19 protein-coding genes are annotated in these 20896 nt (G+C 67.8%); 6 read left to right on the forward strand and 13 right to left on the reverse strand.

Features of this window, described 5'->3' with window-relative positions; all coding sequences use genetic code 11:
* Positions 1-61: 61 nt before the first annotated feature.
* The 6 genes from VK682_RS24330 to VK682_RS24355 all read right to left on the reverse strand — a co-directional run bounded on the left by VK682_RS24330 (position 62) and on the right by VK682_RS24355 (position 7875).
* Positions 62-859, reverse strand: coding sequence for a segregation and condensation protein A (locus VK682_RS24330; RefSeq protein WP_089851162.1), 798 nt, complete (start codon positions 857-859; stop codon positions 62-64).
* Positions 859-1860, reverse strand: coding sequence for a beta-N-acetylhexosaminidase (gene nagZ / locus VK682_RS24335; protein WP_230797951.1), 1002 nt, complete (start codon positions 1858-1860; stop codon positions 859-861). The genes VK682_RS24330 and nagZ overlap by 1 nt, the downstream gene beginning before the upstream one ends.
* Complete coding sequence (locus VK682_RS24340) at positions 1857-2876, reverse strand: SPOR domain-containing protein (protein ID WP_230797952.1); 1020 nt, start codon at positions 2874-2876, stop codon at positions 1857-1859. The genes nagZ and VK682_RS24340 overlap by 4 nt, the downstream gene beginning before the upstream one ends.
* A gap of 84 nt (positions 2877-2960) precedes the next feature.
* The gene (gene argS, locus VK682_RS24345) at positions 2961-4703 is read right to left on the reverse strand and encodes an arginine--tRNA ligase (RefSeq protein WP_324782711.1); all 1743 of its coding nucleotides are present in this window, start codon (positions 4701-4703) and stop codon (positions 2961-2963) included.
* A gap of 52 nt (positions 4704-4755) precedes the next feature.
* Positions 4756-6621 (reverse strand): cation:proton antiporter, encoded by a 1866-nt coding sequence (locus VK682_RS24350; protein ID WP_324782712.1) that lies wholly within the window; start codon positions 6619-6621, stop codon positions 4756-4758.
* Between the two features lie 81 nt (positions 6622-6702).
* Entirely contained in the window at positions 6703-7875 is a 1173-nt protein-coding gene (locus VK682_RS24355) for a deoxyguanosinetriphosphate triphosphohydrolase (protein WP_324782713.1), read from the reverse strand.
* Positions 7876-7987: 112 nt separating this feature from the next.
* On the opposite strand from VK682_RS24355, the gene VK682_RS24360 reads away from it, so the two are divergent.
* Positions 7988-8311, forward strand: a complete 324-nt coding sequence (locus VK682_RS24360; protein WP_089851152.1) for a HesB/IscA family protein — start codon at positions 7988-7990, stop codon at positions 8309-8311.
* A gap of 248 nt (positions 8312-8559) precedes the next feature.
* Here the strand turns inward: VK682_RS24360 and recA are convergent, their stop codons facing one another.
* Positions 8560-9633, reverse strand: a complete 1074-nt coding sequence (gene recA, locus VK682_RS24365; protein WP_089851150.1) for a recombinase RecA — start codon at positions 9631-9633, stop codon at positions 8560-8562.
* A 181-nt stretch (positions 9634-9814) separates the two neighbouring features.
* On the opposite strand from recA, the gene VK682_RS24370 reads away from it, so the two are divergent.
* Entirely contained in the window at positions 9815-10405 is a 591-nt protein-coding gene (locus tag VK682_RS24370) for a gamma-glutamyl kinase (RefSeq protein ID WP_230797956.1), read from the forward strand.
* 3 nt (positions 10406-10408) lie between these two features.
* Here VK682_RS24370 and VK682_RS24375 read toward each other — a convergent pair whose 3' ends face one another.
* From VK682_RS24375 to VK682_RS24390, 4 genes are all read right to left on the reverse strand, one after another.
* Positions 10409-12700 (reverse strand): ATP-binding response regulator, encoded by a 2292-nt coding sequence (locus tag VK682_RS24375; protein WP_230797957.1) that lies wholly within the window; start codon positions 12698-12700, stop codon positions 10409-10411.
* A gap of 75 nt (positions 12701-12775) precedes the next feature.
* Positions 12776-13936 carry an RsmB/NOP family class I SAM-dependent RNA methyltransferase gene (locus tag VK682_RS24380; RefSeq protein ID WP_324782714.1) on the reverse strand — a complete coding sequence of 387 codons (1161 nt, stop codon included), beginning with the start codon at positions 13934-13936 and terminating at the stop codon, positions 12776-12778.
* A gap of 27 nt (positions 13937-13963) precedes the next feature.
* Positions 13964-15412: an IMP dehydrogenase gene (gene guaB, locus VK682_RS24385; protein WP_089851142.1), complete on the reverse strand. Its 1449-nt coding sequence runs from the start codon at positions 15410-15412 to the stop codon at positions 13964-13966.
* Between the two features lie 169 nt (positions 15413-15581).
* Positions 15582-15716 (reverse strand): hypothetical protein, encoded by a 135-nt coding sequence (locus VK682_RS24390; RefSeq protein WP_269062119.1) that lies wholly within the window; start codon positions 15714-15716, stop codon positions 15582-15584.
* Between the two features lie 46 nt (positions 15717-15762).
* Between VK682_RS24390 and VK682_RS24395 the strand changes: the two genes are divergently transcribed.
* On the forward strand, positions 15763-16707 hold the full coding sequence (locus tag VK682_RS24395; protein WP_324782715.1) for a GNAT family N-acetyltransferase: 945 nt from the start codon (positions 15763-15765) through the stop codon (positions 16705-16707).
* A gap of 12 nt (positions 16708-16719) precedes the next feature.
* Here the strand turns inward: VK682_RS24395 and VK682_RS24400 are convergent, their stop codons facing one another.
* Together VK682_RS24400 and VK682_RS24405 are read right to left on the reverse strand one after the other, a co-directional pair.
* Entirely contained in the window at positions 16720-17268 is a 549-nt protein-coding gene (locus VK682_RS24400) for a peptidylprolyl isomerase (protein ID WP_089851138.1), read from the reverse strand.
* Positions 17261-17767 carry a peptidylprolyl isomerase gene (locus VK682_RS24405; RefSeq protein WP_089851136.1) on the reverse strand — a complete coding sequence of 169 codons (507 nt, stop codon included), beginning with the start codon at positions 17765-17767 and terminating at the stop codon, positions 17261-17263. The genes VK682_RS24400 and VK682_RS24405 overlap by 8 nt, the downstream gene beginning before the upstream one ends.
* 137 nt (positions 17768-17904) lie before the next feature.
* Between VK682_RS24405 and VK682_RS24410 the strand changes: the two genes are divergently transcribed.
* From VK682_RS24410 to pdhA, 3 genes are all read left to right on the forward strand, one after another.
* Positions 17905-19083, forward strand: coding sequence for a phosphoglycerate kinase (locus VK682_RS24410; protein ID WP_230798116.1), 1179 nt, complete (start codon positions 17905-17907; stop codon positions 19081-19083).
* A gap of 161 nt (positions 19084-19244) precedes the next feature.
* Positions 19245-19544 carry an FtsB family cell division protein gene (locus tag VK682_RS24415; protein WP_089851132.1) on the forward strand — a complete coding sequence of 100 codons (300 nt, stop codon included), beginning with the start codon at positions 19245-19247 and terminating at the stop codon, positions 19542-19544.
* 228 nt (positions 19545-19772) lie between these two features.
* A complete protein-coding gene (gene pdhA / locus VK682_RS24420; RefSeq protein WP_089851130.1) occupies positions 19773-20795 on the forward strand; it encodes a pyruvate dehydrogenase (acetyl-transferring) E1 component subunit alpha in 1023 nt (340 codons plus the stop codon).
* Positions 20796-20896: the final 101 nt, after the last annotated feature.

A 20896-nucleotide genomic window follows, 5' to 3' on the forward strand; every position in this document is an offset into this window, starting at 1 on the left:
CGCCTCGAACAGGCTGTCGCGCGGTGCGGCCTCTGCCGGGCTTTCGGTCTGGATGTCGGGATCACTCACGCGGTTTCTCCCTGCGGCGCAGTTCGATGGGGGAAAAGCTCTCGGTCTGGCGAATTTCGGCCCGGCCTTCCTTCACCAGCTCCAGCGAGGCGGCAAAGGTCGCGGCGGTGGCCGAGCGCCAGCGCACCGGGTCCACCTGCCAGTCCTCGGGCAGCCAGCTGGAAATATCAGTCCATTGCCCGGCAAAGCCCAGCAGGCTGCGCATCCGGTCCAGCGCCTGTTCCATGGTGAACACGTCCTGCCGGTCCATCACGAAGGGCCGGAAATCGTCGCGGGTGCGGATCCGGGCATAGGCCTGCATCAGATCCAGCAGCGTGGCGCTGTAGGTCACGCGCCGCACCCGCTCCACACCTTCGGGCAGGCCCCGGGCAAAGAAATCGCGCCCCAGCCGATCGCGGGCCATCAGCCGGGCGGCCACGTCGCGCATCGCCTGCAGGCGTTCCAGCTGAAAGGCCAGATGCGCCGCCAGCTCCTCCCCCGAGGGGCCTTCCTCGGTGGGATCGGGCGGCAGCAGCAGGCGCGATTTCAGATAGGCCAGCCATGCCGCCATCACCAGATAATCCGCCGCAAGTTCGATGCGCAGCGCCTTGGCCTGTTCGACAAAAGCCAGATACTGCCGCGCCAGATCCAGCACGGAGATGCGGCGCAGATCCACCTTCTGCGTGCGCGACAGCGTCAGCAGCAGGTCGAGCGGGCCCTCGAACCCCTCGACATCGACAATCAGCGCCTCGGCGGCAAGCCGGTCCGCGACGCTGAGCGTCTCGATATTGCCGAAACTGTCGTCCTGCATCAGAGACCCTCGGCCACCAGTGCCTTACGTTCCGCATGAAGCGCCGTCAGGTCAACCGGCTGTGGCGCGGTGCGGCGGGCCAATGCTGCCTCGGCCCGGCGCAGGGCCGCATCGGAAAGCTGGCCCGAGGCCGCGACCACCTGCGCCAGTTCTTCCACATCGCCGTTGCAGTGCAGCACCAGATCGCAGCCTGCGGCGATGGCGGCGGCGCTGCGCGAGGCCACATCCCCTGACAGCGCCTGCATGGAGATGTCATCGGTCATCAGCAGCCCGGCAAAGCCCAGATCTTGCCGGATCAGCGAGATCATGGTAGGCGACACCGTGGCGGGGTCCGGGGCGATGCCCTCAAACACCAGATGCGCGGTCATCGCCAGCGGCAGATCGGCAAAGGGCCGGAAGGCGGCAAAATCCACCGCCTCCAGTTCGGCGCGGGGTGCCTTGATGCGCGGCAGATCCAGATGGCTGTCAAGCTGCGCCAGCCCGTGACCGGGCAGATGTTTCATCACCGGCAGCACGCCGCCCGCGACCATGCCGCGCACCGCCGCCTGCCCCATCGTCACCACCTGCGCGGTGCTGGTGCCGTAACAGCGGTTGCGCAGAAAGGCATGGGTTTCGGGCCGGGCCACATCCAGCATCGGCGCGCAGTTGCCGTCGATGCCAAGCGCGCGCAGCTCTGCCGCGATGATGCGGAAGCGCAGCTCCATCGCCCGCGCGGCATGGCGGCCATACAGCGCCACCTCGTCAAGCGGCGGCAGGAAGTCACTGGCGAGCGGCGGGCGCAGCCGCTGCACCCGTCCGCCTTCCTGATCGATGAAGATCGGCGCGTCGCGGCCCACCACCTGCCGCAGCTCGTCGGTCAGGGCGCGGATCTGCGCGGCATCTGCAAGGTTGCGGGCAAAGAGGATGAAGCCGAAAGGATCGGCCTGCGCAAAGAAACGCGCCTCGGCCCCGCTCAGCCGGAGGCCGGACGGGGCAAGGATGGTGGCTCCGGGGCGGCTCACCGCGTCGTCACCGGGATGCAGTCGGAATTTTCCGCGACAAAGGCGGCGCAGAACCGGCGGGCATCGGCCAGATCCTCGAACCCGGCGGCGCGCAGCCGGTAGAAGACCCGGCCACCGGAGGTGGCGCGTTCGATCACGCGGTCCTTGCCTTCCATGAATTCGCCAAAGCGGCCGCTGAAGCGGTCCCATTCCTTGCGTGCGGTTTCCGGGCTGTCATAGGCGCCAAGCTGCGCCAGCCGGGTGCCCGCAGGCAGCGTGTCGGGCGAGATTTCGGCGGGCCCCTCGGGCGCGGCAGGGGCGGTGGCCAGCGCCACGGGCTGTGTCGCCAGATTGCCGGGGCGCTGCGCGGGCCGCAGGGACCGGGTCAGCGCGCCTGCGGGCACATTGGCGGCGACCTGCACGGGCGCCTCCTCCACCGGCTCGGTCAGATCCCCCGCCAGATCGGCGGCGGGATCGGGCTGCGGCTCGGGGGTCAGCTCGGAAAACGGCACAGCATCAGCGGCGATCTGGTCGGCCAGCGCCTGAATGGGATCCACGTCCGCATCTGCGAGGGCGGGCGGCACCGGGGCCGGACCCTCCTGTTCTTCCGCTGCAAGCCCCGGCCCATCCGGACCGGGCGCCACCACGGCGGGGGCGATGCGATCGGCGGGAGTGCGCGCTTCGGTCAGCACCTCCTGCGGCACGTCCTCTTCGGTCAGGCTGACGCCGCGCGGGGCCAGCAGCAGCCGGTCGGGCGCGGGGGCGGCGGTGCCGGTGCCCGCCACGTCATTGACCGACAGGCCCTGATGGCTGGCGCGGGTGCCGCCGGGATCGTCGGGCGCGATGCGCACCGGACCTTCCATCGCCTGCACCACCGGAATGCCGGTGATGTCGCGCACGATCAGCTTGTAGCCCCAGACGCCCACGCCAATCAGCAACGCGAAGGACACCGCAGCCCCGGCCCAGTTGGTGAGCGAGGCCACGTTACGTCCGGAGCGCGCGGGCGCTTCGGGCCCGTCATAGGTGTAATCTGCCATCTCTGCCTCGGTTGCCCCGGCCCCGGCGGTTGCTCCGCCGTCAGCCTGCCTGCACTGCCCGTCAGCTCCGAGGCGGCGCCTGTTTCAGCGCATCTCCTCCATCGGAGCCACGCCCAAGATACCAAGGCCCGCCGAAATAACAACCGCGACGGACCGGGCCAGCGCGATTTTGCTCTGGCTTGTGGCCGGATCGTCCTGAAGGAAGCGCAGGGACGGTTCATCATGGCCCCGGTTCCAGAGCCCGTGCAGGTCAGAGGCGAGTTCGTTGAGCCAGATCGCCACCTTATGCGGCTCGTGCCCCTTGGCGGCAATCTCCACCAGACGTGGCCATTCGGCAAGCTTGCGGATCAGCCCAAGCTCCGCGTCATGGTCCAGCTTGGTCATGTCGGCCCGCGCCAGGGCTGCGTCGGACACGTCGACCCCGGCCTCCTTGGCCTTGCGCAGCACCGAACAGACCCGGGCATGGGCATATTGCACGTAGAAGACCGGGTTTTCGCGGCTCTGTTCGACCGCCTTGGCAAAGTCGAAATCCAGCGCGGCATCGTTCTTGCGGGTCAGCATGACAAAGCGCGTCACGCCGGGGCCCACCTCCTCGACCACGTCGCGCAGGGTGATGAAGGTGCCCGCGCGCTTCGACATCTTGAATTCTTCGCCGTTCTTGAACAGCTTGACCAGCTGGATCAGCTTGATGTCCAAGGGCACGCGGCCACCGGACAGGGCCGAGACCGCCGCCTTCATCCGCTTGACATAGCCGCCATGGTCAGCGCCGAACACGTCGATCAGCTGGTCATAGCCGCGGGTGATCTTGTCGTAATGATACGCGATGTCGGGGGCGAAATAGGTCCAGCTGCCATCCGATTTCATGATCGGGCGGTCCACGTCATCGCCATGTTCGGTGGATTTGAACAGCGTCTGCTCGCGCGGTTCCCAGTCTTCGGGCAGCTTGCCCTTGGGCGGCTCCAGCGTACCGCGATAGATCAGGCCCTTGCCGCGCAGATCCTCGATCGCCGCCTCGATCCGGCCCGTGCCATAGAGCGACTTTTCGGAAAAGAAGTGATCCATCTTGACGCCCAGCAGGTCCAGATCGTCACGGATCATGTCCATCATGGCATCGGTGGCGAAATCGCGCACCACTTCCAGCCATTCATCCTCGGGGGCGTCGACAAAGCGGTCGCCCACCTTTTCCTTGAGCCGCTCCCCCGCCGGGATCAGGTAATCTCCGGGATAGGTGCCGGGGGCAAAATCCACGGCGCGGCCATGCGCCTCCAGATAACGCAGATAGACGGAACGGGCGAGCACATCGACCTGCGCGCCGCCATCGTTGATGTAATATTCCCGCGTCACGTCATAGCCCGCATAGGCCAGCAGCGACGCCAGCGCATCGCCAAACACCGCGCCACGGGTATGGCCCACATGCATCGGCCCCGTCGGGTTGGCCGAGACATATTCCACATTGACCTTCTGCCCCTGCCCCATGTCGGACCGGCCATAATCCTGCCCTGCCGACAGCACCTTGGCGGGCAGCGCCTGCCATGTGGCGGATCCCAGCCGCAGGTTCAGAAAGCCCGGCCCCGCCACCTCTGCCGAGGTGACGCGAGGATCCTGCCCCAGCTTCGCCGCCAGTGCCTCGGCGATGTCGCGCGGCTTTTTCCCGGCGGGCTTGGCCAGCACCATGGCGGCATTGGTCGCCATGTCGCCATGCAGGGCGTCACGCGGCGGTTCCACCGTCACGGCCCCGGTGTCGAGCCCCTCCGGCAGCGCGCCTTCGGCCTGAAGCGCGGCGATGGACTGCAGCACGAGGCTCCGGATGTCGGTGAAGAGGTTCATGTGCTCGATCTCCCTAAGGTCGGCCTGTCCTCTACCATTTTGGCCTGCCGGGTCAAATGCTGTCGGTGCTCTCTCCGGTTTTGTCCGCATCGGCGGCACGCGCCGCCTCCTGCCGGTCCTCGCGGGCGGGGATCAGCGCCACGAGCCGGGTGCCCGCCGTCTCCTTGGGGGGCTGTTCGGGGCCCAGCAGGCGGAAGGTGCCGTTCGGCCCCAGATCGGCCACCGGCACCGCGCCGGGGTTATGGGCGCGCCAGTCCTCAAGCGTGAACTCCTCCGACAGCCGCGTGACCCGGAATTCCCAGCCTTCAGCCAGCCGGGCATTGGCCTCGAAGAACGTCTCGTCCGGGCCGAACCGCTGGCCCCCCAGCGTGGCGGGCAGCGCGTGCCGCGACGAGGCCTCGCGCCCGCGTTTGAGCTGGAACACGTGTTCGCGCCCGAATGCCGGGGCAAGGTCGGTGGCGACAAGCGTGTTGTAGGCGTCATTGTCGGTGGCGGTCAGCAGCTTGTCGTAGCTCACCAGATCCAGCCGGTGCTCTGCCGCCTCCGACAGGATGTCACCAAAAAATGTCTCAAGCCCCGCGTCGCGGGCATGGCGCAGATGGGCGTGGTTGGGATCGGCCACCAGCACCGGCACCTCCAGCTTCTTCAGCGCCAGACCAAGGGCGGTGGCCCAGCGGCTGCCGCCCACGATCAGCACGCCGGGCGTGTCAGAGGCGATCAGCCCCAGCGCCCGCGCCATGGGGGTCAGGGTGAAGCCGTGCAGCACCACCGTGGCCGCCACCAGCGCAAAGGCCAGCGTGCCGATCCGCGATCCGTCCTCGATCCCCAGCGCCGCCAGCCGTTCGCCGAACAGCCCCGCCACCGCCACCAGCACCACGCCGCGCGGCCCGGTGAAGGCGACCAGCACCCGTTCGCGCCACGGCACGTTGCTGCCCAGCATCGACACCAGCACCGGCAGCGGACGCGCCACAAGGATCACCGCCACCACAAAGGCCAGCGCCCGCCAGTCCAGCGTCGCCAGCGTCTCCACCGTCATGTTGGCGGCAAGCAGGATGAACACGCCCGAGACCAGCAGGATCGTCGCCTGCTCCTTGAACCGGTGCATTTCGGTATAGCTGGCAAGGCCGGAATTGGCGATCCACAGCCCCATGATGGTGACGGTCAGCAGCCCGCTTTCATGCAGCACCGAATCCGCCAGCGCGAACACCGCCAGCACCGACACGAACAGCACCGGCACCTTCATGTATTCCGGCACCTGCCCGCGGCGGAAGGCCTGAACCAGCCCCCAGCCGCCCGCGACCCCCAGCAGGGTGGCCACGACAAGCCCCATGGCCAGATCAGCGAGCGCCCCGCCCACGGAACTGGCATCGGCCAGCACCGAGACCAGCTCGAAGGCCAGCACCGCCGCCAGCGCGCCGATCGGGTCGTTGACGATCGCCTCCCATTGCAGCAGCGCCGCCGGGCGTTTGCGCAGCCGCGCCTGCCGCAAGAGCGGCGCGATCACCGTGGGCCCGGTCACGATCAGGATGCCGCCAAACACCGCCGAGCTTTCCCAGCTCAGCCCCGCCACCCAGTGCAGGGTCAGGGCCGAGACAGCCCAGCCCAGCGGAGCCCCGATCAGCACCAGCCGCCGCACCCCCACCGTCGCGTCGCGCAGGTTCTGGATGTTCAGCGTCATGCCGCCTTCGAACAGGATGATCGCCACGGCGATGGCCAGCATGGGCTGCATCAGCGCGCCGAACTGTTCCGAGGGCAGCAGCAGGCCCAGCCCCGGCCCCGCCGCCAGCCCCGCCAGCAGCATCACCACGATGCCCGGCAGTTTCAGCCGCCATGCCAGCCATTGCGACCCGACGCCAAGCGCCCCCACAAGCGCAAAGCCCAGCACCGGGTCGATCCCCGCCACTCCTGCGTCCGTCATTCCCTGCCTGTCCCCTTGTCAACCGCCCTGCCCGGGCCCGGTCATGAAGTGATGCCTCACCCGGATCTGTCCAGTGCCGTCTCAGGCCCGGTCGTGAAGAATATCCTTGCCGGTCAGCCGCGCATGCTGCTGCAGCGCATAGCGGTCGGTCATGCCCGCCACGTAATCCGCCACCAGCCGCGCCAGCGGCACCTCGCCCTCGCGCGCGGCCTCCGCCGCCTGCCAGCGTTCGGGCAGCAGCGACGGATCGGCCATATAAAGCGGAAACAGCTCCAGCAGCGCCGTGGTCACCTTTTCGCGGATCACCACCACCGAGGGCGCGCGATACATGCGGGTGAACAGGAACTCGCGGATCTGTTTCAGATCGCGCCACATCGGGTCGGAAAAGGCGATGACCGGATGGCCCAGACGGCGGATCGCGTCGGCGCTGGCGGGGGCGGCTGCCGTGATCCGGGCGTGGCTGGTGTCGATCACGTCCGACACCATATAGCCGAACACCCGGCGCAGCGCCTCGTGGCGGCGGCGGATCGGCTCCAGCCCCGGATAAAGCCGGTCCACCTCGGCATAGGCGGGGGCGATCAGCGGCAGATCGGCGATCTCGGCCTCGGTGAACAGCCCCGCCCGCAGCCCGTCCTGCAGATCATGGTTGTTATAGGCCACGTCATCGGCCAGCGCCGCCACCTGCGCCTCGCCGGAGGCATGGGTGTCGAGTTCCAGATCGTGATGCGCGTTGTATTCGGCCAGCGCCAGCGGCAGCGCCTTGCCCGGCGCCAGCGGCAGCAGCGGCCCGTTATGCTTGGCGATGCCTTCGAGCGTGTCCCATGTCAGGTTCAGCCCGTCGAATTCGGCATAATGCCGCTCCAGCGAGGTGACGATGCGCAGGGTCTGGGCGTTGTGATCGAAGCCGCCATAGGGCGCCATCAGCAGATGCAGCGCATCCTCGCCGGTATGGCCGAACGGCGTGTGGCCCAGATCATGTGCCAGCGCCACCGCCTCGGTCAGGTCGGTGTTCAGCCCCAGCGCATTGGCGATGGTGCGCGCCACCTGCGCCACCTCGATGCTGTGGGTCAGGCGGGTGCGGTAAAAATCGCCCTCATGCTCCACAAACACCTGCGTCTTGTGCTTGAGCCTGCGAAAGGCCGAAGAATGGATGATCCGGTCCCGGTCGCGCTGAAAGCAGGAGCGGAAGGCGCTTTCCTCCTCCGCCACCCGGCGCGGCCGCGCCTGCGCGGGATCACATGCGTAAACATCCATCGTGCCAAGCCTTCTTGCGTTATGCGGCTGCGGATCGCCGCCCCCGGTTGCCGCCCGTCCCAAGGATCCCTATATTATGACCAGTCCGGGAGATAAACCTTTGAGGTGACCCATGAACCTGCCCCCGAAAGTAACCCCGCGCGCCTATGCCCGCCTGTCCGAGATCGGCGCCCATGCGCAGGGCAAGGCGCTGCGCATCGCGGTCGAAGGCGGCGGCTGCTCCGGCTTTCAGTATGACATCCGGCTGGATGACCCCGCCACCGACGATCTGGTGCTGGAAGGCCAAGGGGAACGGGTGGTGGTCGATTCCGTGTCGCTGCCCTTCCTCGCCAATGCGGTGATCGACTTTTCCGAAGAGCTGATCGGCGCCCGTTTCGTGATCGAAAATCCCAACGCCACCAGCTCCTGCGGCTGCGGCACCAGCTTCTCGATCTGAGCCCGACCGCAGGCCGGGTGATCCGGTCGCGGCATCCCAGAACAGAACAAGGCGCATCCTGCGGGATGCGCCTTTTCTTCTGACCCCAAATATCCCGGGGGAGTCGCCGCAGGCGACGGGGGCAGCGCCCCCGCGCCCCGCTTACTCTTCGGTCACAGCCGCGTCCCCGTCATCCTCGGACATGTGGAAATCCAGCCCATGCGCGCTGCGGATGCGTTCTTCGATGTCCCGGGCGATCNGCGCCCCGCTTACTCTTCGGTCACAGCCGCGTCCCCGTCATCCTCGGACATGTGGAAATCCAGCCCATGCGCGCTGCGGATGCGTTCTTCGATGTCCCGGGCGATCTGGGTGTTTTCGCGCAGGAAGGTCTTGGCGTTTTCCCGGCCCTGCCCGATGCGTTCGTCGCCATAGGAATACCACGCCCCGGATTTGTCGACCACGCCGGCCTTGACCCCCAGATCCAGCAGTTCCCCGGTCTTGGAGATGCCTTCGCCATACATGATGTCGAATTCCACCTGCTTGAAGGGCGGAGCCACCTTGTTCTTCACCACCTTCACGCGGGTCTGGTTGCCCACCACCTCGTCGCGGTCCTTGATCGCGCCGATGCGCCGGATGTCGAGCCGCACGGAGGAGTAGAATTTCAGCGCATTGCCCCCGGTCGTGGTCTCGGGCGAGCCGAACATGACGCCGATCTTCATGCGGATCTGGTTGATGAAGATCACCATGCAGTTCGACTTGCTGATCGACCCGGTAAGCTTGCGCATGGCCTGGCTCATCAGCCGGGCATGCACGCCCACCGAACTGTCGCCCATGTCGCCCTCAAGCTCGCTCTTGGGCGTCAGGGCGGCCACGGAGTCCACCACCACGAGGCTCACCGCGCCGGAGCGCACCAGCGTGTCGGTGATCTCGAGCGCCTGTTCGCCGGTATCGGGCTGAGAGATCAGCAGCTCTTCAAGATCCACGCCCAGCTTGCGGGCATAGCTGGGATCAAGCGCGTGTTCCGCGTCCACAAAGGCGCAGACGCCGCCCTTTTTCTGCTCCTCGGCCACCACATGCAGGGTCAGCGTGGTCTTGCCGGAGCTTTCGGGCCCGTAGATTTCGATGATCCGGCCCTTGGGCAGGCCACCGATCCCAAGCGCGATGTCGAGCCCCAGAGAGCCGGTGGAGGTCGACTCGATATCCTTGAGGGCATTGGCGCCCCCCAGTTTCATGATCGACCCTTTGCCGAACTGACGCTCGATCTGGGCGAGCGCCGAGTCGAGCGCTTTTTGGCGGTCTGCGTTGCGCTTGCTGTCCATTGTCAGAAGATCTGCCGTTGCCATGGTTTCGGTCCTTATTCCACACCCCGTCCGGAGCGGCAATCGCTGCTTTCGTTCGCTTCTTGTTCCTGACCTATATGGGACCAAAAGCGGAACAGTGCAAGCCCCTTGTCACAGCGAGTTTTTCCTATTTCGGTTAAAAAGTGGTTTACCGTGACACACCCTCACGCAGAAAGGCCGGTGGATGCTGATATTCTGGAAAGCGCGGCTGGTGCTGCTGGCGGTGCCCAAGACGGGCAGTTCCGCCTATGAGGCCGCGCTTGCGCCGCATGCCTCGATGACCGTGCTTGATCCGCCCGAACTGAAACATGCCCCCGTCTACCGCTACAACCGTTTTTTCCGGCCCATGTTCGACAAGATGGAGGCGGAGATGGAGCTTATGGCGGTGATCCGCGAGCCGGTCTCGTGGCTTGGCTCGTGGTACCGGTATCGTCAGCGCGATTTTCTGGACGGGCGGCCAAGTTCCACCAAGGGGCTGAGCTTCGCGCAGTTCGTGGAGGCCTATCTTTCTAGCGACCGCCCGGCCTGCGCCAATGTCGGCAGTCAGGCCAAGTTCATCGAGCCGCGCCCCAACGGCACCGCCGTCACCCATCTGTTCAAATACGAGAATCAGGCGGCCATCGTCGGATTTCTGGAGGACCGGCTGGGGCTGGCGCTGGATCTGCCGCGGGAAAATGTCTCTCCGCGCGGGGATCTGAGCCTGCCCCCCGATCTGGAGGCGCGGCTGCGCCAGGCCTGTGCCGCGGATTTCGAGGTCTGGGCCCGGGCCCGCTGAAGGTCAGTGCAGTTGCTGGTGCACGGTTTCGGTCAGCTCATTCAGCGAGAACGGCTTGGGCAGGAAAACCGAATTGGGCACCAGCATCTGCCCTTCGCCAAAGATGTCCTCGGCATAGCCGGACACGAAGACCACCCGCGTGTTCGGGCGCGCCACCAGCGCCTTGCGCACCCAGGTGGGGCCGTCCATGCCGGGCATGACGACGTCGGTGACAAAGACATCCACCGCCACCGCCGGATCCTCCAGCTTGGTCAGCGCATCCTCGGCGGTTTCCGCCTCGATCACCGTATAGCCGCGCAGGCGCAGCGCGCGGGCGGCAAAGGCGCGCACCGGCGCCTCGTCCTCGACCAGAAGGATCACGCCGACGCCGTTCTGCACCACCTTGCGCTGCGGCGGAGGTGGCTCCACCGCCTCGGGCTGCGGCTTGGCGTCATGCGCGGGAAAGAGCAGCGTGAAGCAGGTGCCGGATCCCACCGCGCTGTCGACAAAGATGAATCCTCCGGTCTGCTTCACGATGCCATAAACCGTCGACAGGCCAAGCCCGGTGCCTTCGCCGGTGCGCTTGGTGGTGTAGAACGGCTCGAACACCTTGTGCAGCTTGTCCTGCGGGATGCCGGTGCCCTCGTCGATCACCCTGACCGAAACATAGGCGCCCGGCTCCACCAGCGCGCGGTCGCGCTTCATCGGCTGGGTCAGCACCAGACGCTCGGTCTCGATGAGGATTTCGCCCCCCTCCGGCATGGCGTCGCGGGCATTGACCACGAGGTTCATCATCACCTGCTCCAGCTGCCGCCGGTCGCCACGGATGGCGGGCAGGACGGGATCGTGGCGCAGGGTCAGATGCACCCGCTCCCCCACCAGCCGGTTCAGCAGATGCGTGAGGTCGGAAAGGGTGTCGCGCAGATCCAGCACTTCGGGGCGCAGCGTCTGCTTGCGCGAAAAGGCCAGCAGCTGTCCCACCAGCGCCGCAGCGCGGTTGGCGTTCTGGTTGATCTGCACCAGATCGGCATAATCCGCGTCGCCCTGATCGTGGCGCAGCAGCAGCAGGTCGCAATGGCCGGAAATCGCGGTGAGCAGATTGTTGAAATCATGCGCCACGCCGCCAGCAAGCTGCCCGATCGCCTGCATTTTCTGGCTCTGCACAAACTGCGCCTCAAGCGATTTCAGCTCGGTGGCGTCGTTGAGCACGGCCACAAGCTCGGCGCGGCCCTCGTCCACCACCCGCGCCAGCGTGACCTGCACAAAAACCTCGCGGTCGGCGCGGGTCAGCCGCAGGAATTCAGACCGGTGCAGGCCCCGGCCCGCCACCGCCTCGGCGAGCCAGTCGGTGATCGACCGCCCCAGCCCCTCCATGTGTTCGGTGATGCTGCCGCCATCGGCAGAGGCCACATCCAGCAGGCGGCAGGCCCCGGCATTGGCGCGCAGGATGCGCCCGTCCCGCGCCAGCCGCAGCAGCGGCACCGGCAGGTCATCGAAGCCGGTGCGGTCGGGGGGTGGCGACTCTCCCGCGGCGGGCAGTTCGCGCAGCACGATTTCCTGCCGCCCCGCCCCGGTGGACGAACAGCGCAGCTCGAACGGGCGCGGCCCTTCGGCCGTGCTCAGCTGATGCACCTTGCCCGGGCGCAGCGGCAGATCCTGCACCACATCCTCCAGCCGTTTGATGCGGCGCCCCAGCAGCGTGCGGGCCTGCACATTCATATAAAGCACCGCCCCGCTGCGCCCGATGGTCATGACCGGCGGTTCGCCGGAGGCAGGGGCGGGGGCGGAGGCGCGGGCCAGAGGGTCGATGCGCCAGTAACAGCGCCCGGCCCCGTCAAGGCGCAGGCAGATGTCGAAGCGCCCGGCATGGGTGCTGAGGTCCTCGCGCGCGGACCCGGATGCGGCGGCAGCCATGCGCAGGCGGTGCAGCACCCCGCCCGCGCTGGCCATGCTGGCATTCAGCACCGAAACAAGATCGGCCCCCGCAACCTCGCCAAACCGCAGGCGGGCAGCGGCATTGGCAAAGATCACCCGGCCTTCCGCATCGGTGGCAAGGATCGGCGCTGGATCCTGCTCGGCAAAATGTGTCAGCGTGTCAAATTCGGCGCGCTGGCGGCGTAGCCTGCGCAGGCGCAGCAGACCGGTCAGCAGCCCCAGCGCCAGAAACCCCGCCGCCGCCGCCAGCAGGGCCAGCTGCGGCAGACGGGCGGAGGCGATGGCCAGCGCCGCGCAGCCCGCCGCAAGCCCCAGCAGAACCGCTGCTTCGGTGAACGTGCCAAGGACGTTCCGCCGCCCGGTGACCGCCGCATCCGCCACGCCGCTTCCTTCTCCCTCGAATCCTCTCCTGATCCTGTCGCACATGCGGCCTTAAACAAAGGTAAACAGCAGCCCTCAGCCGAGATCGCCGCGCCGCATCACCGCATAATAAAACCCGTCCGCGCCGTCAGAGGGCAGGAACTGCCGCGACTCCTCGACCTGCCAGCCGGGATGGCGCGCCTGAAAGGCGGCGACCTGATCGGCGTTCTCCGGCGTCAGAACAGAACAGGTGACATAGGCCAGCACGCCAGACGGGGCGAGAAGATCTGCAGCCTCATCAAGGATTTGCGCCTGTGTCTTCAGAGTCTGCGCGAAGTTCTCCGGAGTAAGGCGCCACTTGCCCTCGGGGCTGCGGCGCCATGCCCCGCTGCCCGAACAGGGCACGTCGCAGAGCACCAGATCATAGGGGCCCATGGGGGCGCTGACCACGCGCAGCCGGGCGCCTGCGCGGTCGGCGCGGGCGGGCAGATCGCTCATGCGGCGGGGGTCGGCGTCATGCGCCTCGATCACGCCGCGCAGGCGCGCGGCCATGGCCAGCGCCTTGCCGCCGCCGCCCGCGCAGTAATCCAGCACCCGCGCCCCCGGGGTCAGCGGCAGCGCGGCACAGACCGCCTGACTCGCCGCATCCTGCAGTTCCACCAGCCCTTCGGCATAGGCGCGCGACTGCGCGACGCGGCGCGCGCCCGAGGTCACTTCAAGCGCGGTGTCGGCCAGCGGATGCGGCGCCGTCTCGATGCCGTCAAGCGCCAGCGCCGCCTGCGCCGCCTCGCGGCGGCCCAGCATCGTGTTGACCCGCAAGAAGACCGGCGCGCGGTGGCGCAGCGCTTCGGCCACCTCGGGCAGACGCGGGCCCAGCGAGGTCTCGAACACCGGCAGCAGCCAGTCGGGCAGATCAAGCGCCGCGGCACCATCGGGCATGGCCCCCGCGTCGCGCTCCGCCTCGGTCAGCGGGGCGGGCGCATGGCCTGCCCCGTCAAAGAGCGTGTCGGGATCGGTGCCCGCCTGCCGCAGCAGCCCGAGGATGCGGGCGCGCCCGGTCTCGGCCCCCCCGACGACCGCCGAGGAGCGCCAGCGCCGCAGCGCGTCGAACACGTGATCGCGCACCGCCGCCCGGTCCTTGGACCCGGCAAAGCGCGAGGCGCGCGACCAGCCAAGCAGCGCCTGTTCGGCGGCCGCGCCCGCCGCGATACGGTCGAGAATCTCTGCCGCCGCCTGCAGCCTTGCGCCGGGGGTCACGGGCGCCGTCCCAGAACCGCCATCCGCTCAGCCGATCCGGTAATTGGGGGATTCGCGGGTGATCTGCACGTCATGCACATGGCTTTCCGACAGACCGGCATTGGTGATCTTCACGAAGGTGCAGTTGCGGCGCATCTCTTCGACCGTGGCATTTCCGGTATAGCCCATGGCGGCGCGCAGACCGCCGACCAGCTGGTGAATCACAGCCCCCGCCGAGCCCTTGTAAGGCACCTGCCCTTCGATGCCTTCCGGCACCAGCTTGTCGGAGGCCGCATCCTTCTGGAAATAGCGGTCCGCCGAGCCGCGCGCCATGGCGCCAAGGCTGCCCATGCCGCGATAGGATTTGAAGCTGCGGCCCTGATAGAGGATGACCTCGCCCGGGGCCTCGTCGGTGCCCGCGATCATCGAGCCGACCATGGCGCAGGACGCGCCCGCCGCGATGGCCTTGGCGAAATCGCCCGAGAACTTGATGCCGCCATCGGCGATGACCGGCACGCCGCCCGCCGCCTGCGCGCAGTCCATGATCGCGGTCAGCTGCGGCACGCCCACGCCCGCCACCATGCGGGTGGTGCAGATGGAGCCCGGCCCGATGCCGACCTTGACCGCATCGGCCCCTGCGTCGATCAGCGCGCGGGTGGCCTCGGCGGTGGCGACATTGCCCGCGATGACCTGCACGCGGTTCGACAGCATCTTGGCGCGGCGCACCGCCTCCAGCACCCCAGCGGAATGGCCATGCGCGGTGTCGACCACCACGATGTCCACCTCGGCATCTACCAGCGCCTCGGTCCGCTCGAAGCCCGAATCCCCCACCGAAGTGGCGGCGGCAACGCGCAGGCGGCCCAGATCATCCTTGCAGGCGGTGGGGTTGAGCACGGCCTTTTCGGTATCCTTGAGCGTCAGCAGCCCCGTCAGCTTGCCCTCGGCATCGGTGACCAGCAGCTTTTCGATGCGCCGCGCGCGCATCAGGCTGATCGCCTCGTCGCGGTCGGCGGGTTCGCGCAGGATCGCGAGATTGTCGGAGGTCATCATCACCCGCACCGGCGTGTCGGGATGCTGGGCGAAGCGCATGTCGCGGTTGGTGACGATGCCCACAACGCGGTGCCGTTCGTCCACCACCGGAAAGCCGGTGAAGCCGTAACGGTCGGTCAGGGCCTGCGCATCGGCCAGCGTCTGGTCCGGGCTCAGCGTGACCGGGTTGTAGACGATGCCGGATTCGAACCGCTTGACCCGGCGCACCTCCTGCGACTGGCGCTGGACGTCGAGGTTTTTATGGATCACCCCGATGCCGCCGGCCTGCGCCATGGTGATGGCCATGCGGGCCTCTGTCACCGTGTCCATGGCCGAGGACAGCAGCGGGATGTTGAGCGCGATCTCGCGCGTGACCCAGGTCCGGGTGTCCGCCGTGGAGGGCAGGACGCTGGACGCAGCGGGAACAAGCAGAACATCGTCGAAGGTGAGGGCCTCGCGAATCTCCATGGGGGCGGCTCCTTGGGAGGGTATCGGTTGGCGCCCCCCTATTGCATGGATGCGGGACGGGGGAAAGACCCGAAGGGCCGCACCGCGCGTCGTGGTGGCAGGGGGCGCTGCCCCCGTCGCGCAGGGCGCGACTCCCCCGGAGTTTGCCGGGCAAGATGAAGGGCGGCGGTCAGAACAGCAGGTCAAGGAGCGCGAGCAGAGCGAAGGGCAAGGACAGCAGCAGGGCCAGCAGCAGCGCCGCCCCGGGGGCAAGGCGCGGCGCGGGGGCGTGAAGGCGGGGGCGGCGGGGTCCGGGCTGGGTCATGGCGGGCATTAACGGGGCTGCAGGTAATTTTGCGGTTAATGGCGGCATGGCTGATTCCGGTTTGCTGCTGCCCCTGCCCCAGTCCGTGGAACATGCGCGCAGCTGCGCGCTGCTGGGGGTTGCTTGCAGCGAGGGGCGCATCGGCGCTGCCGGGGCGGAGCGGCTGGTCTGGCGGGCGCAGGCGCGGCAGATCTGGGGGCTGGGCGCGGTGCGGCTGATCTCGCGCGGGCCGGTGGCGGCGGAGGAGGACCTGCTGCAGGACTGGCTGGCGGGGCTGCGCGGCGGGCCGCTCTTGCTGAATGCCGAAGGGCTGGGGGCGGAGGCGCTGCGCGCTGCGGGGTTCTGGCCGCTGCTGACCCCCGCCACGCTGGCGCTGCTGGATCTGGGGCCCGCGGCGGAGATGCGGGCACGGCTGGCGCAGAAATGGCGCAACCGGCTGAACCGGGCGGAGGGTCTGGGGCTGGTGATCCGCCGCATGCCGCTGGCGCGCGGGCACTGGCTGCTGGCGGCGGAGGCGGCGCAGGCCCGGGCGCGGCGCTATCGCGGCCTGCCCCCCGCCTATCTGGAGGCGTTTGCGGCGGCCAATCCCGGGCGGGCGCTGATCTGGCAGGCGGAGCAGCGGCAGAAGCCGGTGGCGGCGATTGCGGTGCTGCGGCACGGGCCCATGGCCACATGGCAGTGCGGGGTGACCCTGCCCGAGGGCCGGGCCTGCCATGCCATGACCCTGCTGCTGTGGTCGGCCATGGTCTGGCTGGCGGAGCGTGGTCACACCACGCTGGATCTGGGGATTCTCGACAGCGAGGCGGCGGCGGGGCTCGCGCGGTTCAAGCTGGGCACCGGGGCGGTGCCACACCGGCTGGGGGGCACATGGCTGCGGGCGCAGGCGCTGGTGCCGCTGGCGCGCCGCCTGCCGCTGCGGATGGCGGGCGGCGGTGGCCGTCGCGAAAAAGCGGGGGCGGCCTGTGCCGCCCCTGCGCAGCTCAGTCAGTGACGGTGACGCGGGTCACTCGGTGACCGTGACGCGGGTCATCACGTCGGGTTCGCCAAGCACGGCGCCGTTGCGGCCCTCGCCCCGCTTGATCGCGTCCACCACCTCCATGCCGGAGGTCACTTCACCCACGGCGGTATACTGGCCGTCAAGATGCGGCGCCGGGGCGAACATGATGAAGAACTGCGAATTGGCGCTGTTGGGGTTCTGCGAGCGGGCCATGCCCACCACGCCCCGGGCGAAGGTGCGGTCGGAGAATTCTGCCGCCAGATCGGGCATGTCCGATCCGCCGGTGCCCGCCAGCCGCATGTCGGCGCCGGATTTGCCATATTGCACATCGCCGGTCTGGGCCATGAAGCCCTCGATCACCCGGTGGAACACCACGCCGTCATAGGCGCCGCTTTCCGCCAGCGCCACGATCCGCGCGGCATGTTCGGGTGCCACATCGTCGTAAAGCTCGATATGGAAGGTGCCCGTGGCGCCCTCGCCCTCCACCTGCACGTCAAGCCCCGCCGCCAGCGCGGGCGAGGCCAGAACGCAGAACGCCAGCGCGAGGCTACGCATCGGCGGCGACCTTGACGGAGATCATGCGGTCGGGGCTGGCGGGCGGCTCGCCGCGGGTGATGGCATCCACATGTTCCATCCCCGAGATCACCCGGCCATAGACGGTGTATTGCCCGTTCAGGAAGTGGTTGTCGCTGAAGTTGATGAAGAACTGCGAATTGGCGCTGTTCGGGTTCTGGCTGCGGGCCGCCCCCAGCGTGCCCCGGTCATGCGGCAGCTTGGAAAATTCCGCCGGAAGATCAGGCAGATCCGACCCGCCCGTGCCCGCGCGGCGCAGGTTGAAGTCTTTTTCCATGTTGCCGTTTTCGACATCGCCGGTCTGGGCCATGAAGCCCTCGATCACGCGGTGGAAGCAGACATTGTCATAGGCCCCGGCGCGGGCCAGTTCCTTCATCCGTTCGGCATGTTTGGGCGCCACGTCGGGCAGCAGTTCGATCACCACCGAGCCGCCTTTCAGCTCCATCACGATGGTGTTTTCGGGATCTTTGATATCGGCCATGTCGTCACTCCCTATGGCAGGCATTGCGCCCTGATCTAGTGCCGCTTGTCGGGAAAGCCAAGCGCGGCGCGGCGCGCCATTGACCTCTGCGCCCGTCCGGGGCAGACCATCACGAAGACGAGATCAGGAGGACCGACATGGCCTGGAAGACCCTCGACGATATGGATCTGGACGGCAAGCGCGTGCTGACCCGGGTCGACATCAACGTGCCCGTGGACAGCGGCGTGGTGACCGACGCCACCCGCATCGAGCGCGTGGCCCCCACCGTGCAGGACATCCTGTCGCGCGGCGGCATTCCGGTCCTGCTGGCGCATTTTGGCCGCCCCAAGGGTCAGGTGGTGCCGGAGATGTCGCTGCAGATGCTGGTGCCCGCGCTGAAGGCGGCCTTTGGCACCGAGGTGCTGTTCACGACGCTGGACGGCGCCGAGGCGGCGATCGCCGCCTGCCCGGCGGGCGCGGTGGTGCTGCTGGAGAACACCCGTTTCGAGCCCGGCGAGGAAAAGAACGATCCCGATCTGGCGGCGCGGTTCGCGGCACTTGGCGATGTCTACTGCAATGATGCGTTTTCGGCTGCGCACCGTGCCCACAGTTCCACCGAGGCGCTGGCGCGGCTGCTGCCCGCCTGCGCGGGGCGGCTGATGCAGGCCGAGCTGGAGGCGCTGGAGGCGGCACTGGGCACCCCCAAGCGTCCGGTGCTGGCGGTGGTCGGCGGCGCCAAGGTGTCGACCAAGCTTGATCTGCTGGGCAATCTGGTGGCCAAGGTCGACATGCTGGTGATCGGCGGCGGCATGGCCAACACCTTTCTGGCGGCACAGGGCGTGGCCGTGGGCAAGTCGCTCTGCGAGCATGATCTGGCCGAGACCGCGCGCGAGATTCTGGTGAAGGCCGAAGCGGCGGGCTGCGAGATCCTGCTGCCCGTCGATGTGGTGGTGGCCCGCGAATTCCGCGAGCATGCGCCCTCCGAGGTGGTGCCGGTGGCGCAATGCCCCGAGGATGCGATGATTCTGGATGCCGGGCCCGAAAGCGTGGCGGCGGTGAAGGCGGCGCTGGACCGGGCGCAGACGCTGATCTGGAACGGCCCGCTTGGCGCGTTCGAGATCGCGCCGTTTGATGCCGCGACCAATGCCGCTGCGGCCCATGCCGCGAAGCTGACCGCGCGGGGCGATCTGGTGTCGGTGGCGGGTGGCGGCGATACCGTGTCCGCGCTGAACAAGGCCGGGGCGGCGGAGGATTTCACCTATATCTCCACCGCGGGCGGTGCCTTTCTGGAATGGATGGAAGGCAAGGCGCTGCCGGGGGTTGCCGCGCTCGGCTGAGGGCGGCGGGCGGGCCGAAAGGCCACGCTCCGGGCGAAAAAGCGCGCGGGCGCGCGGCGGGGGTTTTCCTGCGCCGCGCGCCCGTGTCATGATTCGACCATGGCCGGGACGGATCCGCAGAGATCCGGCTGGCGGGGCGCGCGGGCAGGAAGGACAGCCACATGACAGGCAGACGCAAACCGGCTTTTGGCGGGGTGATCTATGCGGGCATCACGCTGAGCCTGTCGGGCTATTTCATCTTTGCCGCGGTGCAGGGCGATTACGGGCTGTTCCGCCGCGCCGAGATCATCGTCGAGGGCGAGAAGCTGGCGCTGCAGCTGAGCGAGCTGGATGCCGAGGTGGCGCGGATGGAAAACCTGACGCGGCGCCTGTCGGACGATTACCTTGACCTTGACCTGCTGGACCAGCAGGCGCGCGACGTGCTGGGCATGATCCGCCCCGACGAGATCCTCGTCCGCTGAGGGACGCGATGCGCGCGCGGTTGGGCGGGACGGGGGCGCTGCCCCCGGGCGGCGCGGGCGCCGCCTCCCCCGGGATATTTCAGGCCAATGGAAACGCAGGGCCGCGTGGCCCGGCGGGGGGCCGCGCGATTTTTGCGGGCGCGGACAGCCTGCGGCCTTTGACACTGGCGGCGCGGGCTTATAGTCTGACGGGGAAAGTTTAACACTAAACTAGTTGGGGAGAAGCGCATGGCCGCCAGGAAGCCAGCCGCGAAGCCGAATGTCTCGCCCGAGGAGCTCAAGCAATATTACCGTGACATGCTGCTGATCCGCCGTTTCGAAGAAAAGGCGGGACAACTGTATGGCATGGGGCTCATCGGCGGGTTCTGTCATCTTTACATCGGTCAGGAAGCCGTGGTCGTCGGGCTTGAAGCCGCGGCAAGCGAGGGCGACAAGCGCGTCACCTCGTATCGGGACCACGGCCATATGCTGGCCTGCGGCATGGATCCCAACGGGGTCATGGCCGAACTGACCGGCCGCGAGGGCGGCTATTCCCGCGGCAAGGGCGGGTCCATGCACATGTTCAGCCGCGAGAAGCATTTCTACGGCGGCCATGGCATCGTGGGCGCGCAGGTGCCGCTGGGGGCGGGCCTGTCCTTTGCCGACCGCTATCTGGGCAATGACCGCGTCACCTTCACCTATTTCGGCGATGGTGCGGCCAATCAGGGGCAGGTTTACGAGACCTTCAACATGGCCTCGCTCTGGAAGCTGCCGGTGGTCTTCGTCATCGAGAACAACCAGTATGCCATGGGCACCTCGCAGAAGCGGTCGACCTCGACCGAGGACATCCACACCCGCGGCGCGCCTTTCGGCATTCCCGGCGAGGTGGTCGACGGCATGGACGTGCTGGCGGTGAAGGAAGCGGGCGAAAAGGCCGTGGCGCATTGCCGCGCCGGCAAGGGTCCGTATATCCTCGAGATCAAGACCTATCGCTATCGCGGGCATTCCATGTCCGATCCGGCGAAATACCGGACGCGCGAGGAAGTGCAGAAGATGCGCGACGAGCGTGACCCGATCCAGAACGTGCGCGACCTGCTGCTGCAGGGCAAACATGCCTCCGAAGACGATCTGAAAGCGATCGACAAGGAGATCAAGGACATCGTGAACGCTTCGGCGGAATTCGCGAAGGAAAGCCCGGAGCCCGCGCTTGAGGAACTCTGGACCGACATCTACGCCGACGCCCTGCCCCAGGGCGACGCGGTCAAGGCCTGAGGCAGGAGGACGAACGTCTATGGCAACCCAAATTCTCATGCCCGCGCTTTCCCCGACCATGGAGGAAGGCACGCTGGCCAAATGGCTGGTGAAGGAAGGCG

Source organism: Salipiger marinus, assembly GCF_035481585.1.
In the GTDB taxonomy this organism is placed as follows: Bacteria; Pseudomonadota; Alphaproteobacteria; order Rhodobacterales; family Rhodobacteraceae; genus Salipiger; species Salipiger marinus.

Bases quoted from the DNA above. Each gene is read 5' to 3' on its own strand.
- VK682_RS24360 (WP_089851152.1), top strand. From the start codon at position 7,988: ATGAACCTGCCCCCGAAAGTAACCCCGCGCGCCTATGCCCGCCTGTCC.
- guaB (WP_089851142.1), bottom strand. From the start codon at position 15,412: ATGGAGATTCGCGAGGCCCTCACCTTCGACGATGTTCTGCTTGTTCCC.
- VK682_RS24350 (WP_324782712.1), bottom strand. From the start codon at position 6,621: ATGACGGACGCAGGAGTGGCGGGGATCGACCCGGTGCTGGGCTTTGCG.
- VK682_RS24410 (WP_230798116.1), top strand. From the start codon at position 17,905: ATGGCCTGGAAGACCCTCGACGATATGGATCTGGACGGCAAGCGCGTG.
- recA (WP_089851150.1), bottom strand. From the start codon at position 9,633: ATGGCAACGGCAGATCTTCTGACAATGGACAGCAAGCGCAACGCAGAC.
- pdhA (WP_089851130.1), top strand. From the start codon at position 19,773: ATGGCCGCCAGGAAGCCAGCCGCGAAGCCGAATGTCTCGCCCGAGGAG.
- VK682_RS24400 (WP_089851138.1), bottom strand. From the start codon at position 17,268: ATGCGTAGCCTCGCGCTGGCGTTCTGCGTTCTGGCCTCGCCCGCGCTG.
- VK682_RS24395 (WP_324782715.1), top strand. From the start codon at position 15,763: ATGGCTGATTCCGGTTTGCTGCTGCCCCTGCCCCAGTCCGTGGAACAT.
- VK682_RS24355 (WP_324782713.1), bottom strand. From the start codon at position 7,875: ATGGATGTTTACGCATGTGATCCCGCGCAGGCGCGGCCGCGCCGGGTG.
- VK682_RS24340 (WP_230797952.1), bottom strand. From the start codon at position 2,876: ATGGCAGATTACACCTATGACGGGCCCGAAGCGCCCGCGCGCTCCGGA.
- VK682_RS24415 (WP_089851132.1), top strand. From the start codon at position 19,245: ATGACAGGCAGACGCAAACCGGCTTTTGGCGGGGTGATCTATGCGGGC.
- VK682_RS24370 (WP_230797956.1), top strand. From the start codon at position 9,815: ATGCTGATATTCTGGAAAGCGCGGCTGGTGCTGCTGGCGGTGCCCAAG.
- argS (WP_324782711.1), bottom strand. From the start codon at position 4,703: ATGAACCTCTTCACCGACATCCGGAGCCTCGTGCTGCAGTCCATCGCC.
- VK682_RS24405 (WP_089851136.1), bottom strand. From the start codon at position 17,767: ATGGCCGATATCAAAGATCCCGAAAACACCATCGTGATGGAGCTGAAA.
- VK682_RS24390 (WP_269062119.1), bottom strand. From the start codon at position 15,716: ATGACCCAGCCCGGACCCCGCCGCCCCCGCCTTCACGCCCCCGCGCCG.
- VK682_RS24330 (WP_089851162.1), bottom strand. From the start codon at position 859: ATGCAGGACGACAGTTTCGGCAATATCGAGACGCTCAGCGTCGCGGAC.